The following is a 13,173-nucleotide window of genomic DNA, read 5'->3' on the forward strand; positions in this document are numbered from 1 at the left end:
CCGCCGGACTGACCATGCCGGCCTGACCCGCCGTCGACGGCCGTGCCCGGCGGCCGACCCCCCGAGCACCGCCGTTTATGCACCCTCCGCCGGGGCCGAGGGACCCTGTCGGAAGGGTGCATGATGGTGACCCGAGACATCCGACACCGTCCGGGGGTAAAGGGGGCCTGGCATGACGACAGAAGGAGGCTGGACCGAGCCCGGCCGCGGCGGGCTGACGAACGCCCGCCTGCACGCCAGCAATCCCTCGAAGACGCTACGCGTGAACGGAGGCGGGACCTGCGGCTACTGCGGCAACCAGGTGGAGTGGTTCGACCGCCACGACGGCGGCCGCATCCCGCTCACCCCTATGGAGTTCCCCAGCCTCCGCGTCCCCCTCCGCTACCGCTGGGCCGTCAGCGGAGGCGTCGCCCGGCCCGGCGCGTACGGGCGCATCGACCAGTTCTGCCGCATCGCGCACCCCGCGATCTGCCCCGCCGTCGAGCACGACGACCTCCACGACGCGGTCAAGCCCCTCCAGCAGGCCCTCGGCGTCCGCATGCAGAAGCTGATCAAAGACGGGGCGTTCATTCCCCGCCTCCGGAACGAGCCGTCCACCGAGGAAGCCGTCCAGGACGCCGAGCCCGAACAGCCCGCGCACCGGCACGTCCTCGCCTACACCAGCATCCTGCGCATCGCCCCCGGCCCGATCGACGAGCTTCAGTGCGTCGCCCTGGACGACGACACCGCCGACCGCTGCAAACGCGAGGTCTTCGAACCCGACGAAGGCCGGTGGACCCAGGTACCGGTCCCGCCGACCCGCACGCGTACCCGCGCCGCAGCTCCCGGCGGGCCGATGTGGGTATGGGAAGTCGACCCGCTGCTGGCCTACATGGACGCGCTGCGCTGGCTGCGCCAGCACTGCCCGGTACACCACCAGTCCGAGGCCCCCGATGCCACCGCCGTCGAAATCGTCGACTTCCACTCCACCCGCCACGCCCAGTACATCCTGCGCAGCAGGCCCGAGAGCTTCCCGCTGCTGGCCGAAGAGGAACAGCGGGCGCCTACCGGTGGGCCGGAGAAGACCCGCTGCGCGGGCGACAACTGCCACAACACCACCGTGATCGCCGGCGTCCAGCCCGGCTGGCTGTGCTACATGTGCGAGCGCCGTGCCGGGCGACGGGCGGCAACGCACCGGCGCTGGCAGCAGGGACAGAAGACGGAGGGACCGTGACGAACCCGGCCTACATGACTCGGGGCCAGGACCCCGTCACCTGGGTGACCGAGGGCTACCCGCGCGTGCTCCTGGGCATCCTGAACAAGCTCGGCGGGCTCCCGCACGTGGTCCGGCCCCTGATCCACCATGAACTCGCCAGCCGCACACCGGCGCAACTACGGGAGCGCATCGAACGGCGCTGGTACTTGCACTACGCCCAGCTGTCGAAGCCGGAGCTGACGGACCGCGCGGACATCATCGCCGAGGACCTGGTGCGCTCCTCCGACTGTCCGGAGCCCCGCTGCGAGGACGGCTGGCTGCTGGACCACAACAGGAGCTGTGTGCGGTGCCGTCCCGGCCGCACCGAGGTCCACCTCACCGGGCGGGACGAGATCGTCGAAGGCCCTCGTTCCTCCCCGGAGACCGTCGCGCGCGCGGCCGCCGAGATCCGGGCCCGGATGCGGTTCGCCCACGGCGCCCCCCGCGGCGAACGCAGCCGCCACGTCCTGCGCACGGACCTCAAGCCACACGTCCCCGCCCCCTACACCCGAGAGCCCGAACTCCCGGCCGAGGAGGAAGCCCGCGACGTGCCCACGCGCTGGAACCTGCGCGAACGCGAACCCGAACTCGCCGAAGACCAACTGCCCCCGTGGGCCGTCCCTCACCACCAGGAGCAGCGCTCGTGAACCCGCACGTCCCCTCCGGTAGCGTCGAAGCCGTCCTGCTCGCCGACGGCTGGCACGACGTCAAGGAGGGCACCTTCAGCACTGGCGCCTTCACGACCGGACCCTTCGACATCCCCCAGACCGGTCGGCGCCGCGGCCGCTCCGCTATGAAGCGGCCCGCCCCGGCTGGCTTCACGTTTGTCACCCCGGACGGCGAGCGCATCTCCGGCCCCCTGACCTCGGTCCTCGCTGTCAGGAGCCCGGCCCCCGCACCACCGCCCCCGGCCGAGCTTCCGCAGTGGTGCGGCCTCTGCAACCAGGGACAGCCCACCGGCAATCCCGCCGAACGGTGGGAGGAGAGCGACCGTGGCGGAATCATGCGCTGCCCCCGCTGCCACCCGCAGGGCGGCGTTACGACCGAACCCGTCACCCGCAAGTGGTGCGGCCGATGCGAGCACACCGCCGCCCGCTGGATCAGGTGGCGCCAGGAGAGCAACGGCACCACAGCCTTCCAGCCGATCCCCTGCCCCCGCTGCCACCCGGCCCCCGAGAAACTACTCGCGGCCGTCCCCAAGGCACGCGGCCCGTACGAGCAGTGCGTCGCCCTGCTGGCCATCAACCACTCCGACGCCGACGACCTGACCTGACCTGACCTTAGGGAAGGCCAACCGGCGGCCCGGGCCCAGCAGCGCGGGGTGCGCGAGCCACCCGCGGCCGCCGATCAAGAAGCCCACCAGCAGTGCAAAACGGCCACGGTGCGGGCCCGGCAACCAGGATCCGGGCCCGCACCGTCCTCACACCGTCGGCGGGTGCCCCCGGGTCAGGCCGGCGCCGGACCGCCAGCCGTACGGGCCACCGGCAGCACCAGGCGCCGCCGTTTCTCCTGCTCCCAGGCCTCGTTGCCGGTCAGGACGCTCAGCTCGGCGCGCACCGCGGACTCCACGCAGTCCTCCAGCGCGTCGTCGATGCGCTCCTCGTACGCGGCGCGGATCTCCTGCAGCTGTTCCTTCCCGGAGTTGCGTGGGCTGTCGGGGGACGCGGACCGGTGGTTGTTCCAGTAGTCGGTGGGGTCGGTCAGGACGTACAGAAGCGTCAGCCAGTCGCGCTCCGCAGCGGCGCGGCGCAACTTCTTCTCCAAGCCCCGTTCCGTCATGAGGTTCATGTAGTAGCCGCTGGGGCCGTCCGACGGCAGAGCCCGCTCCCACGCGGCCCGTTCAGCGCGCCGGCTGGGAATCGGGCCAAGGAGGTGCATCCAGCCGGTACGGTTCATCGCGAAGTCAGCGAGTTGCTTCTCCGCGAGCGCGGGCCCGATCCGGTGGATCTCCTCGATCTCCTCGGCGAGAAGGTCCAGGGCGGGGTGGCCCGCAGGGAAGCGGTCCTCCGGGTGGAGAGAGATACGGATGCGCCGTTCGATAACGGCGGCCCACTCCTCGCGGGTCGGTACCGCGCCGGTGGTCTCGCTCAGGGTGTCTGTCATGGGGAGATGGTGCCTCAACTCATCCGGCTGCGCGCCCATTTATGGCAAACCAAGGCGTAAGGCCTAAGGCTCTGCAAACCGGAGCACGCCAGGCTCGCTGCCCGGCGCCCGCCACAGCCTGAGACGCCGGGCAACAGGTGGACAAATTCCTGCCCGGGTGCTTGGCCTCTCGTTCGCTCCGCACCGGGGCAACCACGAGCAAAGGATTACCGTGGGCCACTAGAGTGAAACGATGGCGGACACAGAGACTCCACGGGGCTTGGACGACCTCACACGACTGATCCCGGAGATCCGGCCCATCGAAGGGGCCCCGCCTGACGTTGTGTCACTTGGCGAACGCTACTGGGCGCTGGCCGGCTTCGCCGAGGACCAGCCCGTACCCGTCTGGTCCGAGAAGACCAGCGCGATCGACACCGCAGGCTGGGGCCGGCAACACTACGTCGTGGCTGCGGCCGGAGTGCGTGCCACCGTTCCCGGACTGACCTGCGCGAAGTGCGCCGGCCCCCTCACCCTCACCTCGCGCAGCGCCTTCCAGCAGGTCTGCCTCGACGACACCCCGGACTGCGTCGACTGCACCACCTCCATCACAACTGCGGCAAAACTCCTCACCAGCCCCACCCGCCTGGCCAAGGTCCAAGCGCAGCGGGCCGCCGCCGAAGCCCGGCAGGTCGTCGAGAAGGCGCACGACGCCTGGAGGCGACAGCAGCAGGTTGTCGTCGACGAGGACTACCCGACCGTGTTCCCCTCGCCCCGGGGACAGATTCCGAACTCCTCGGTCCGGGCGATGCTCGGGGCGCTCGCCGTCCTGCGTTACGCACCGGCCACTACTCCCGTCACCGATGTCGCTTCCTGGCCGGTGCCTCTTCACCCGGATCCGGACGTCCTCACCCCGCTGCTGGGTGAACTGGTCCGGACCGGGCTGATGGTGATCCACCCTTCGAGCCCGCTGAACACCTTCGTCTGGGAGCCGGCCTCCTACGAGGATGCCCTGGCCAAGGCTGGCGGCGACCTCGGCGCCGTCACTCCTCCGGTGCTCACCGACTCGTTCTATCCCTCCCGGGCTCACTACTTCGCCCCCTACGGCACCAGCTTGGGCAAGTCCGCCGAGGCCCTCGACGTGCTCCTGGTGAAGGCTTTGGACATCCGCCTGCTGACCGCAGGTCAGCAGGCGGACCTTCTCGTGATCGCCCGGGAACTGGTCGCGGCCGAGGCGCTGCGGTACTTCCGGTGGCGGCTCGAGCACGTGCTCCTGCCCGTTGTGCCGGACAATCACGTGGCCCGGTTGCACGAGGCGGCCCTCAAGGTGGCGGGGTACCGGCCCCTCGGTGAGATCTACAACCTGGTATGGAGGGCGACCCGGGCGGCGGCCGAGGCCGCGCAGACGAATCCCCGCGCGCCGAGGGTCAACATGACCACCTACGCCGTCAACCACTTCGAGACACAGTCCCAGCGGGCCGCAGCGGAAGCGGACTGGCCGATCAAGTCGTTCAGCGAGCTCAGCGGCCAGGGGCCGGCCGCCATGACCCGGACCCTGTTCTACGGGCTCTTCGACAGCAACCCGATCGACACCAGCCTGCCCCAACTCAAGGACCGGTTGCCCGCCCCGGCGCCCGAGCCGCCGTCTGCCCCGGCCGCGTCGCCACGGACGCCGAAGGCGGAGCCGCCAGTCACGTTCCCACTGGCCTGGCTCTCGGAACACCCTGACCGTTGGAACCCCGACGATGTGCTGACCGCCCTCAGTCACCTGGCGAAGCGTTGGGCCGACGCCGGGGAAACGCACGAGGGCCTTGAGGTCGTGGCGCACACCGTGTTCCAGCTGACCATCCTGTTCGGGGGGCTCGCCCCGGTGATCGGCCGGCGCGAGGCGGCGCTCGCCGTCATCGCCGCAGTACCGCACACCGTCGCCCGCGAAGCTGACGCCGAGAAGCTGGCAGAGTGGATCATCACCCAGCTCGGAGTGCTGCTCCTGGCCCCCTCCGGCGCGGCAAACGGGTTCCCCGGAGTGCCCTACGTGGGAGACACGTCCACGCCGGAGGGCTGCGAGGAGGACGAGCCGCTGCCGTTCCGGAGGATGCGCACGCTCGAGGATCCCGAAGTCGTCGAGCTGGCCGACCGCTACGTGGGCCTGCTGAGCGAGCAGCTCGTCGAACTCGGCTTGGAGGGGATGGACGACCCTTCGAGGACACACCTGGGCGCGAAGGTCAGGTCCGAGGTCAAGGCGATGTTCAACTCCGGGTACTCGCTCCCGCTGATCGAGGAGGCCGTGAGGGCCGGCGCCGCGCACCTGGCCCCCGGGGTGTCCCGGTACGTCCGCGGATCCGGTGACCTTCGGCACGACGCCGCCACGGTCTGGCTCCGGGCCTGGCGTCGGTCGCCGGTCGATGCGGCGAGGTGGAACGCCTGGCCGTCCATCGAGGACTGGGCCGCCTTCAAGGAGAGCCTCGAGACGGTCATAGCCGAGGAGACCGACCCGGTCGAGATCCTTCGGATGGCCCACAGTGCGGGCGCCGACCAGTGCCAGGGGCTATGGCTCGTCGGCAGTGACTTCGAGATGCCGCCCTCGCTGCGCTGAGCGAAGAGTGACGGCCTCGCCCTTGGCCGAACCAGCGGGCTCCCCTGCGTGCCTGACCCCGCCGCTGTCGGCGGCCGGCCGCGACGACGTCCGCGCGTCCAACCTGCTCGCCGCCCAGGCCGCCGTCGCCGAGTACCGGGCCAGCGCTCTCGTCCTGCTGGCCCGCTCCCCGCCGTCACCCCACCCGCACCTCCGCCCTGGCCGTTGCCGACCGGGCCGCCGAGCAGGCCCGCACCACCACTGCCCGACACCTGCTCCTCCAGCGCCTGGAGACCGTACAGGCGCTGCGCGAGCGCGCCGACCAACTGGTTGCGCGAGCTCGAGGAAGCCCACCGGCTGCGGGCGAGGAGGCGCCGGCCACGGACGCCAACGCACACGCCCGCCAGCAACGCGAACGCCGTCACCCGCGCCACCCGGGCCGGAGCCGCCCCGCTGCACCGCGCCCGCTGGCCCGCACCCCGCCCCGACACCGCTACCGTCGAACCTGCGGCCCGCCACCACGGCGGCAACGTGAGGCCCCGCGGGTGCGGGGAGGACGATGCCATGATGGTGGTCACGGTCGTTGTCCTGGCTGACCCCCGCTCGCGCGGGGAGGATCCCTTCCTGACCTGCGACGGAAGAGCGGCTTTGCGATTTCTTGACTAGACCGCAGAGGCCACAGCCCGGGTGTCGGCACTCGGGGTCGTGGTGGTCTGTTGAGGTGTCAAGGAGCGGCTGTCATGGTGGCAGACGCCACCGCCGCCGGGCCTGCTGCCTCTGCGGGCGACGGAGGCGGGCCGGCACACCCGCCGATTCAGCCCTGGAGGGAGGCGAGCCAGGCGGTCAGCAGGCGGTTGACCTCCTCGGGACGCTCCTGCTGGATCCAGTGCCCGCAGCCGTCCAGGATGTGGGTGGAGGCCAGGGCGGGGAGGGTGGCCGGGTAGGCGTCGATCGCGTCGGCCATCCAGGTCGTGGAAGCGTCCAGGGCGCCGCCGATGAACAGGGACGGCTGCTTGATCGGGGCTCCGCCGTACGGGGCGAGGTCCTCCCAGTCGCGGTCCATGTTGCGGTAGCGGTTGAGGGCCCCGGTCATGCCGGTGCGCTCGAACTCCCCGGCGTACACGTCGAGGTCGTCCTCGGTCAGCCAGGCGGGCAGCTTGCCGCCGGGGAAGCGGTCGCGCAGCCGGCCGCCGGTGCGGGCCACAAAGTGCGGGTCGGGCTCGCCCTGGGCGGGCATGGTGTCGGCGGACATGGCCGCGTAGAAGCCCGCGAGCCAGCCCCGGAGGTCGGGCTCCATCTCTGCTTCGGCCCGGCCGGGCTCCTGGAAGTACGAGACGTAGAACTCCTGGTCGCCGCCCATCTGCGCGAAGACGTCGGTGGGGCGGGGGCCGCCGGGCGGCGCGTAGGGGACGCTCAGCAGTCCGACGGCGCGGAAGACCTCGGGGTGGAGCAGGGCGGAGGCCGCCGCGATGCTGGAGCCCCAGTCGTGCCCGACGACCACCGCCCTCTCCTCGCCCAGGGCGCGCACCAGGGCGACGTTGTCCTCCACTAGGTCGAGCATCCGGTAGGCGTCCGTCGCGGCCGGCTTGGAGGAGCGGCCGTAGCCGCGCACGTCGATCGCCACGGCCCGGTACCCCGCCGCCGCGAGGGCCGGGAGTTGGCGGCGCCACGAGTACCAGGACTCGGGGAAGCCGTGGACGAGCAGGACCAGCGGTCCGGTGCCCTGCTCGACCAGGTGCAGGCGCCCGGCGGGTGCCTCGATGGTGCGGTGGCGCAGGTCGGCGGACGGCGCGGGCTGGTGCATCGCTTCTCCTCGGTTCACGGGCGGCCGCGGTGACCCACCGATCATGCGGCGCGGCGGCCGCGCGACGCGAACACCCTTGCCATCGTGGCAAACTGGATAGGGCGGTGGAGGCGGCACGGCCGGAGGGAGCGGGGCGACGGTGACGGACGACGGCATAGCCGACACGCTGGCGGCCATGGGCCCCCGGCTGCGGACCGCGCGCGAGCAGCACGGCGCCACACTCACCGGCGTCAGCCGCGCGACCGGCATCTCGCTGAGCACGCTGTCGCGGATCGAGACCGGCCGGCGCAAGCCGCCCCTGGAGGTGCTGCTGCAGCTCGCGAAGGCGTACGACGTCTCCCTGGACGAGCTGGCCGGCACCGCACCCGCCGCGGCGGCCGGACCGCGCACCCCGGTGCCGCAGCGTTCCGGCAACGACAAGGCGGTGCTACCGCTGACCCGGTACGTCGGGGGCCTGCACGCCCACAAGCACGTCCTGCCTGCCATCGACGCGCCGCCGGCGCGGCCGCGGCAGGTCTCCCACGACGGGTACGAATGGCTGTGCGTCCTGTACGGGCGGCTGTGGCTGGCGCTCGGCGGGCAGGACCTCGTCCTGAGCGCTGGGGACGTGGCCGAGTTCGACACCCGCACCGCCCACGGAGTCGCGAACGCCGGACCCGGCGGACCGGTCGAATACCTGATCATGTTCGGGCCGCAGGGAGAGCGCCTACGACCGCGCACCCCAGCCCCCGACCGCTGGGCCCGGTAGTGCGGAGCACAGCGTCCGGGCCCCGCGACGATGCCTGCGGCTTCACGCCTCGGCGGCGTCCGGATCACGCAGTGGTCGCAGGCCGCCGGGCAGGTCAGGGAGCTGGAAGAAGTACCGGCCGAGGCGCAGGATGTGCAGGGTCTTGGAGATCCGCCCGTAGTGTGCGATCGCGCACCGAATCGCTGGCTGACCCCCGCGCTCGCGGGGAGGGCACACCCCAGCTAGTCGTCGGAGCCTGGAGAGCCGGCTGACCCCCACACCCGCCGAGCTGCGGTCGTCCAGTTCCACCCGGGCCTGTCAGTGCGACGCTCTACGGTCACGCCATGACCCACACACGCACCGTTCCTGACGAGGTGTCCTTCGAGCGGGCCTGGCAGCGACTCGCGGGATGGCTTGCGATCCATTCGCCGGCCGACCACGCCGCGCTGCGACCCGGCGCCACCGGGGAACAGATCGCGGACCTGGAGCGGGGCCTCGGCTTCCGTCTCCACCCGCAGATACGTGCACTTCTCTCCCGACACAACGGCGTGACCGACCCCCGCCCCGAATACGGGCCCGACTTCTTCCCGGCGGGCTCCTTCCTCCCCCTCGGACACCGCCTGCTCGACACCGACCGCATCCTCACCAGGCACCGATCGTTCGCCAAGATCTTCAAGAACGACGAGTGCGACCCGACCGACCGGGACGAACAACCTCTCTACGCCCACGCCCACCTGTGGGTGCCCCTGGCCCTGCCCAACGACGGCGGCGTGCTGTTCATGGACCACTGCCCCGGGCCGACGTACGGACGGATCTACGAGATGGGCGTCGGCTCGGGCGACATCGGCGGCAGCCTGTGGGCCACCGACCTGACAAACCTCGTCACGTCCGTGGCCGCCAGCCTCGAAACAGGACAACCCTTCCGCTACTTCGCACCCAAGACGCTCCACCACGCCTCCGGCCGACACCGCATCCACTGGCGTGTGCTGACCTGACCCGACCCCGCCACCGCCCCGGCCAAGAGGCCGCTGCCGGACCTGGAACAGCCAGCACATCCTTCCCGGCGGCACCGTGGTCCGCACAACCTGGCACCAGCCGACCCACACGATCTCGTGGAACTCCGCGGCCGCAAACACCATCGCCGCACTGCGCCTCGTAGGACGCCAACCGCCCTGGAACCCGCCCTCCACCTCGCCCAGGCCTTCCTCTACCGCCCCGGCGAGGACCCGCGATGCCTCAGGCGCGGCCCTCGGCCTCGAACGCCGGTGCCCAGGCCTGCGAGAAGTGAGCCGCCGCGGTCAGGAACCGCTGCCGCCGCTCGTCCGCCTCCTCCGCCAGAACCTTCCGCGCGTAGTCCGGCAGGCTCATCCCCGCGGCCTCCGCCCTCGACTCCTCCCCGATCGGCGACCTCGCCGCCGTCACCGAGGTCATCGCCACCTACCGCCACCGCCTCGCCCTGCGCACCAGCTCCGAGGCCATGGCCTTCCTCGCCGCGCCCATCGGCGGCCAGCACTGGACCCCGGCCGCCGAGGCCTTCGCCCGGTTCCGCGCGGCTGGCGGCGGCCGGTGACCGACCACCAGCCCGAGCAGCCGACCCCGCTGCACGCCTTCCTCTCCGACGCCGCCGACCCGGCCGCCCGCAACGGCTCGGAAGACAGCGAGCAACTGGTCCCGACCGGACAGCCGGCCGGGCCGGCCGGGCTTGAACGGCCCGGGCGCCCGTAGAAGGGGCTCGCGCCCGGGTCGGACCGCCATGGGCGCAGTGGGGCGGGACGACAACTCCGCCTGCCTCCGGCCTTCAAGCGAAAGGGACAGGGTCGGTGGTCCGCCTCTCCCGGAGGCGGGCCACCGGCCCTGAGTTCACCGCACGAATCAGCGGTAGATCCGTGCCGACCGTTTCGGATCCCGGACCACGTTCGCTACGAAGAGACCGAGACCGAAGCCCTCGGCTTCGGCAAACGGCGTCAGGTCGTCCTTCAGGCCGTACAACTCCGACGGAGCCGGGTAACGCAGCTCGATGTTCCGGCTGACGGTCAGGACACAATCGGTTCCGACGACGCGGTGTTGAACGTCAACGGAGTCATCGAGCCGGACCACTTCCTCTCCCACCCGAAGTCCGAGCCCGTCTGCCTCCCGGTAGAAGCCTCACAGGCTTTAGCGTCCGAGGCTGGTGGCCAGCAATTTAGAGCTGGCTCAATTTACCTAGGAAGGCTGGCCCATGTTAACCAGCTCTCACCTGTCGGTTTCATTCGGGCCGTGGAGCCCCGTCGAAGAAGGTTTCCCAGTTCGGCTCTGAGTAATTCTCGTCCACTTCTTCTTCGAATGGCGGCCGGTCGTGCCGTTGGCCATTGATTTCCCCGGTCACCCAGTTGATGCCTTCTGGGCGTTCGCCGGTACCGAGTCGGCAGTATTCCTCGATTGCGGCGCGAATCCGGGATAGCGGTACGGCGCTGGCGGGGTCGTGACACCAGCCGTAGTAAGTGTCTGACACGAGCTGGGAGTCGATCTCGGGCGGGCTGGGGTTGTCGGAGATCCACGTATAGTCGTAGATCCCGCCTTTTCGAGGGGCCTGCCCGTCGACGGACCACATGAGGGCGCCGTACCCGCTCAGTTCGTTGACGGAAACGCGAAGATAGGTACTGGGAAACCTTCCCTGCGGTTCGGTGTAGCAGAACGACGCCATGCCGCCCGAGACGTATTCCCCGTCCACGATTTCCTTCACGCTAATGACGTGCAGGGCCTCCGAGATCAGGCGGTCGGCTTCCTTCTGACTGGAGGGATATTTCTCTTCCCTGTCGAACTGAATGTGAAGAATCACTTCTGGCGCACCCCCTTGAGCTCCTTCTTTCCCAATTCGCCTGTCTTTTTGTCGCACCAGCGGACCGTCAGCATCTGGTCATCATAGAGGATGTCCGGTACGGCATCCGCACAGGACCAATCCGGGCCACATAGTCCGAGCTCGTTGTTGATCACAAATTCTGCGTACTTCATATCCCGCGTTTGGGACATAGCCCATGCCAGTTTGTTTCGACATGATGCTGCCGGGTAGACATCCGCGGTCGCCGGAACGGGGGAAGCGGCGGAGCCTTCTCGCTGAAGGTACTTGCTGATGGTTTCGATCAGCTCTTTGGTGTCGGCGTCCCGTTGCTTCCGCTTGTGATCAGGTCTTCCCAATCCACCATTTTGCCTTCAAAAGGGACGAGTACCTGCCACTTTGTCGGGCCCTTCTCCTTCGGCCGCCTCCCGAGCCAGCTCAGAATCTCCCATATCTGCTTGTCGCAGATGGTGGCGTTGTGAACCAGTACCGGGGTTTCGCCCGCGAGGACGAAGTTGGTGTGGAGGCCATCGACACCATCAAGCCCGCCACCACCTCGAGCGACCCCGCGCCCGAGGTCCTGATCGACGACACCCTGGCCACCACCGCCCCGTAAGCCTCCACGGTTCCGGCCGGGAACCGTCCCGGCCGGAAAGCGGTTGGGCCAGCGCACGGGCCCGGGGACGCCGGCCGCGCGGTCGGTCCGGCGCCGACCGCGTTGCGCGGGGCGGCCTACAGCAGTCCGGCCTCCCGCAGCAGCATCCACAGCTCCAGCACGGTCTGACAGGCCCCCAGGATGTGCCAAACCGCCCGCCCCACGGCACGGACCCGCACTGCCCGCCCTGCCCCAGTCGCCTCCATCACGAGCACTCCTCCCAGCATCCGGACCGACAACGGTGTCGATGTCGTACCTAATACCCGCAGGCGTTCGCCCGCGAGTGGGGCGCCGCGACCGCGGTCAGGTTCGGCGGGCGGTGGGTCCGTCTGCCCCCGGGGCAGACACTTGACGATGTCGGCGGGTTCTGCGACCTGATGACGGTCCCCGTCGTCGGCACCGCGGACCCAGCCGAGCAAACGCTCTCCGGCGGGGGGCTGTCGGTGGGCGGGACGAAGACCGTGAGCTTCCTCGTCACGGGCCCGGACGCGGGCCCGCCGTTCCTGGCCTACGTCGCCACGGAGGGCCCGCCACGTCCCGTGCGCGTGGAGTCGCAGGCCTACGACTTCCAGGTCGACTTCAGCGACTACGACGTGCCCGTTCCGGTGACCGCTCCGCCCGCCGACCAGGTCGTCGACCTCGCGGCCCTGACGGAACAGATCCAGTAGCCGCAGCCGACCGACGACGGCGACGACCAGGTCCGCCTGCGCGAGCCCGGCGTTATGGGGCGGCTGTGGCTGGTGCGGTGGGGGGTTTCAGGCAGGGGGTGGTGATGCCCAGGACCATGCGGTTGTTGCCGGCGGTGCTGGAGACGTCGACGACGTACCGGCTGTCGGGGTGGCGGGCGGTGACGATGGAGTTCGGCTGGTCGGCAGGGGTCTCCTGGTAGGTGGAGATCTTGAGTCCTTCGCTGGTGAGGAGGTCCCGGACTTTGTGGACGACGTCGTTGTGCTGGGCGTTGGGAACGGTGCTGTGGACGGCGTAGGAGAGGGTGAAGCGGTCGTCGGGTGCGGACTCGCCGTTCTTGCCGACGCAGGAGGTGAAGACCGGGTCGGCCGGTTCGTTGTTGATCTGGATTCCGGCGGTCTGGGCGAGGTGCTCGGTGAGCTGGCGTGCCCAGTCGAGTGCTTCCTCGCGGGTCTTGACGGGCAGGGCGGCGTCCTTGCCGGCGTCGGCCATACAGGCTCCAAGGGTTGAGACCATCAGCGTTACTGCCGCGAGCCGCTTCAGCGCGGTGCGGCTCGCGGACGGGCGGGTGGGTGGGCTGACCATGGGGGTTCTCTC

At 70.2% G+C, this 13,173-nt stretch carries 17 protein-coding genes; 9 read left to right on the plus strand and 8 right to left on the minus strand.

Annotation, left to right across the window (positions count from 1 at the left end; genetic code table 11):
- Nucleotides 1-172: 172 nt before the first annotated feature.
- From ACIQIB_RS32235 to ACIQIB_RS32245, 3 genes are read left to right on the plus strand one after another with little or no spacing between them, the layout of a single operon-like run.
- Nucleotides 173-1,213 (plus strand): DUF6083 domain-containing protein, encoded by a 1,041-nt coding sequence (locus ACIQIB_RS32235; protein WP_400762337.1) that lies wholly within the window; start codon nt 173-175, stop codon nt 1,211-1,213.
- Nucleotides 1,210-1,881 carry a hypothetical protein gene (locus tag ACIQIB_RS32240; RefSeq protein ID WP_400762339.1) on the plus strand — a complete coding sequence of 224 codons (672 nt, stop codon included), beginning with the start codon at nt 1,210-1,212 and terminating at the stop codon, nt 1,879-1,881. Before ACIQIB_RS32235 ends, ACIQIB_RS32240 begins: the two co-directional genes overlap by 4 nt.
- On the plus strand, nt 1,878-2,507 hold the full coding sequence (locus ACIQIB_RS32245; RefSeq protein WP_400762341.1) for a hypothetical protein: 630 nt from the start codon (nt 1,878-1,880) through the stop codon (nt 2,505-2,507). The genes ACIQIB_RS32240 and ACIQIB_RS32245 overlap by 4 nt, the downstream gene beginning before the upstream one ends.
- A gap of 173 nt (nt 2,508-2,680) precedes the next feature.
- On the opposite strand, the gene ACIQIB_RS32250 is transcribed toward ACIQIB_RS32245, so the two are convergent.
- Entirely contained in the window at nt 2,681-3,337 is a 657-nt protein-coding gene (locus tag ACIQIB_RS32250) for a hypothetical protein (protein WP_400762342.1), read from the minus strand.
- A 322-nt stretch (nt 3,338-3,659) separates the two neighbouring features.
- On the opposite strand from ACIQIB_RS32250, the gene ACIQIB_RS32255 reads away from it, so the two are divergent.
- Nucleotides 3,660-5,909, plus strand: coding sequence for a hypothetical protein (locus ACIQIB_RS32255; RefSeq protein ID WP_400762344.1), 2,250 nt, complete (start codon nt 3,660-3,662; stop codon nt 5,907-5,909).
- Nucleotides 5,910-6,702: 793 nt separating this feature from the next.
- Here ACIQIB_RS32255 and ACIQIB_RS32260 read toward each other — a convergent pair.
- The gene (locus tag ACIQIB_RS32260) at nt 6,703-7,692 is read right to left on the minus strand and encodes an alpha/beta fold hydrolase (RefSeq protein WP_400762346.1); all 990 of its coding nucleotides are present in this window, start codon (nt 7,690-7,692) and stop codon (nt 6,703-6,705) included.
- A gap of 139 nt (nt 7,693-7,831) precedes the next feature.
- On the opposite strand from ACIQIB_RS32260, the gene ACIQIB_RS32265 reads away from it, so the two are divergent.
- Together ACIQIB_RS32265 and ACIQIB_RS32270 are read left to right on the plus strand one after the other, a co-directional pair.
- Nucleotides 7,832-8,440, plus strand: coding sequence for a helix-turn-helix domain-containing protein (locus ACIQIB_RS32265; RefSeq protein WP_400762348.1), 609 nt, complete (start codon nt 7,832-7,834; stop codon nt 8,438-8,440).
- 323 nt (nt 8,441-8,763) lie between these two features.
- Entirely contained in the window at nt 8,764-9,414 is a 651-nt protein-coding gene (locus ACIQIB_RS32270; protein WP_400762350.1) for an SMI1/KNR4 family protein, read from the plus strand.
- Nucleotides 9,415-9,655: 241 nt separating this feature from the next.
- Here ACIQIB_RS32270 and ACIQIB_RS32275 read toward each other — a convergent pair whose 3' ends face one another.
- Nucleotides 9,656-9,850 carry a hypothetical protein gene (locus ACIQIB_RS32275; RefSeq protein ID WP_363614217.1) on the minus strand — a complete coding sequence of 65 codons (195 nt, stop codon included), beginning with the start codon at nt 9,848-9,850 and terminating at the stop codon, nt 9,656-9,658.
- Nucleotides 9,851-9,985: 135 nt separating this feature from the next.
- Between ACIQIB_RS32275 and ACIQIB_RS32280 the strand changes: the two genes are divergently transcribed.
- A complete protein-coding gene (locus ACIQIB_RS32280) occupies nt 9,986-10,144 on the plus strand; it encodes a hypothetical protein (RefSeq protein ID WP_363614219.1) in 159 nt (52 codons plus the stop codon).
- 147 nt (nt 10,145-10,291) lie between these two features.
- On the opposite strand, the gene ACIQIB_RS32285 is transcribed toward ACIQIB_RS32280, so the two are convergent.
- The 3 genes from ACIQIB_RS32285 to ACIQIB_RS32295 all read right to left on the minus strand — a co-directional run bounded on the left by ACIQIB_RS32285 (nt 10,292) and on the right by ACIQIB_RS32295 (nt 11,593).
- Complete coding sequence (locus tag ACIQIB_RS32285) at nt 10,292-10,516, minus strand: hypothetical protein (protein WP_400762353.1); 225 nt, start codon at nt 10,514-10,516, stop codon at nt 10,292-10,294.
- A gap of 148 nt (nt 10,517-10,664) precedes the next feature.
- Nucleotides 10,665-11,237: an Imm1 family immunity protein gene (locus ACIQIB_RS32290; RefSeq protein WP_363614223.1), complete on the minus strand. Its 573-nt coding sequence runs from the start codon at nt 11,235-11,237 to the stop codon at nt 10,665-10,667.
- Nucleotides 11,234-11,593 carry a hypothetical protein gene (locus tag ACIQIB_RS32295; protein ID WP_400762355.1) on the minus strand — a complete coding sequence of 120 codons (360 nt, stop codon included), beginning with the start codon at nt 11,591-11,593 and terminating at the stop codon, nt 11,234-11,236. Before ACIQIB_RS32295 ends, ACIQIB_RS32290 begins: the two co-directional genes overlap by 4 nt.
- Before the next feature lie 119 nt (nt 11,594-11,712).
- Here ACIQIB_RS32295 and ACIQIB_RS32300 point away from each other — a divergent pair, with 119 nt between their 5' ends.
- Entirely contained in the window at nt 11,713-11,850 is a 138-nt protein-coding gene (locus tag ACIQIB_RS32300; protein WP_363614227.1) for a hypothetical protein, read from the plus strand.
- Between the two features lie 116 nt (nt 11,851-11,966).
- Here the strand turns inward: ACIQIB_RS32300 and ACIQIB_RS32305 are convergent, their stop codons facing one another.
- Nucleotides 11,967-12,095, minus strand: coding sequence for a hypothetical protein (locus ACIQIB_RS32305; RefSeq protein ID WP_400762357.1), 129 nt, complete (start codon nt 12,093-12,095; stop codon nt 11,967-11,969).
- Between the two features lie 171 nt (nt 12,096-12,266).
- On the opposite strand from ACIQIB_RS32305, the gene ACIQIB_RS32310 reads away from it, so the two are divergent.
- Entirely contained in the window at nt 12,267-12,557 is a 291-nt protein-coding gene (locus ACIQIB_RS32310; RefSeq protein WP_400762359.1) for a hypothetical protein, read from the plus strand.
- Between the two features lie 52 nt (nt 12,558-12,609).
- Here the strand turns inward: ACIQIB_RS32310 and ACIQIB_RS32315 are convergent, their stop codons facing one another.
- The gene (locus tag ACIQIB_RS32315) at nt 12,610-13,161 is read right to left on the minus strand and encodes a hypothetical protein (protein WP_400762361.1); all 552 of its coding nucleotides are present in this window, start codon (nt 13,159-13,161) and stop codon (nt 12,610-12,612) included.
- Nucleotides 13,162-13,173: the final 12 nt, after the last annotated feature.

Origin of the sequence: Kitasatospora sp. NPDC092286 (genome assembly GCF_044755565.1) — a bacterium.
Classification (GTDB): Bacteria; Actinomycetota; Actinomycetes; order Streptomycetales; family Streptomycetaceae; genus Kitasatospora.

Bases quoted from the DNA above. Each gene is read 5' to 3' on its own strand.
- ACIQIB_RS32235 (WP_400762337.1), top strand. From the start codon at position 173: ATGACGACAGAAGGAGGCTGGACCGAGCCCGGCCGCGGCGGGCTGACG.
- ACIQIB_RS32250 (WP_400762342.1), bottom strand. From the start codon at position 3,337: ATGACAGACACCCTGAGCGAGACCACCGGCGCGGTACCGACCCGCGAG.
- ACIQIB_RS32260 (WP_400762346.1), bottom strand. From the start codon at position 7,692: ATGCACCAGCCCGCGCCGTCCGCCGACCTGCGCCACCGCACCATCGAG.
- ACIQIB_RS32270 (WP_400762350.1), top strand. From the start codon at position 8,764: ATGACCCACACACGCACCGTTCCTGACGAGGTGTCCTTCGAGCGGGCC.
- ACIQIB_RS32275 (WP_363614217.1), bottom strand. From the start codon at position 9,850: ATGACCTCGGTGACGGCGGCGAGGTCGCCGATCGGGGAGGAGTCGAGG.
- ACIQIB_RS32305 (WP_400762357.1), bottom strand. From the start codon at position 12,095: ATGGAGGCGACTGGGGCAGGGCGGGCAGTGCGGGTCCGTGCCGTGGGG.
- ACIQIB_RS32310 (WP_400762359.1), top strand. From the start codon at position 12,267: ATGACGGTCCCCGTCGTCGGCACCGCGGACCCAGCCGAGCAAACGCTC.
- ACIQIB_RS32315 (WP_400762361.1), bottom strand. From the start codon at position 13,161: ATGGTCAGCCCACCCACCCGCCCGTCCGCGAGCCGCACCGCGCTGAAG.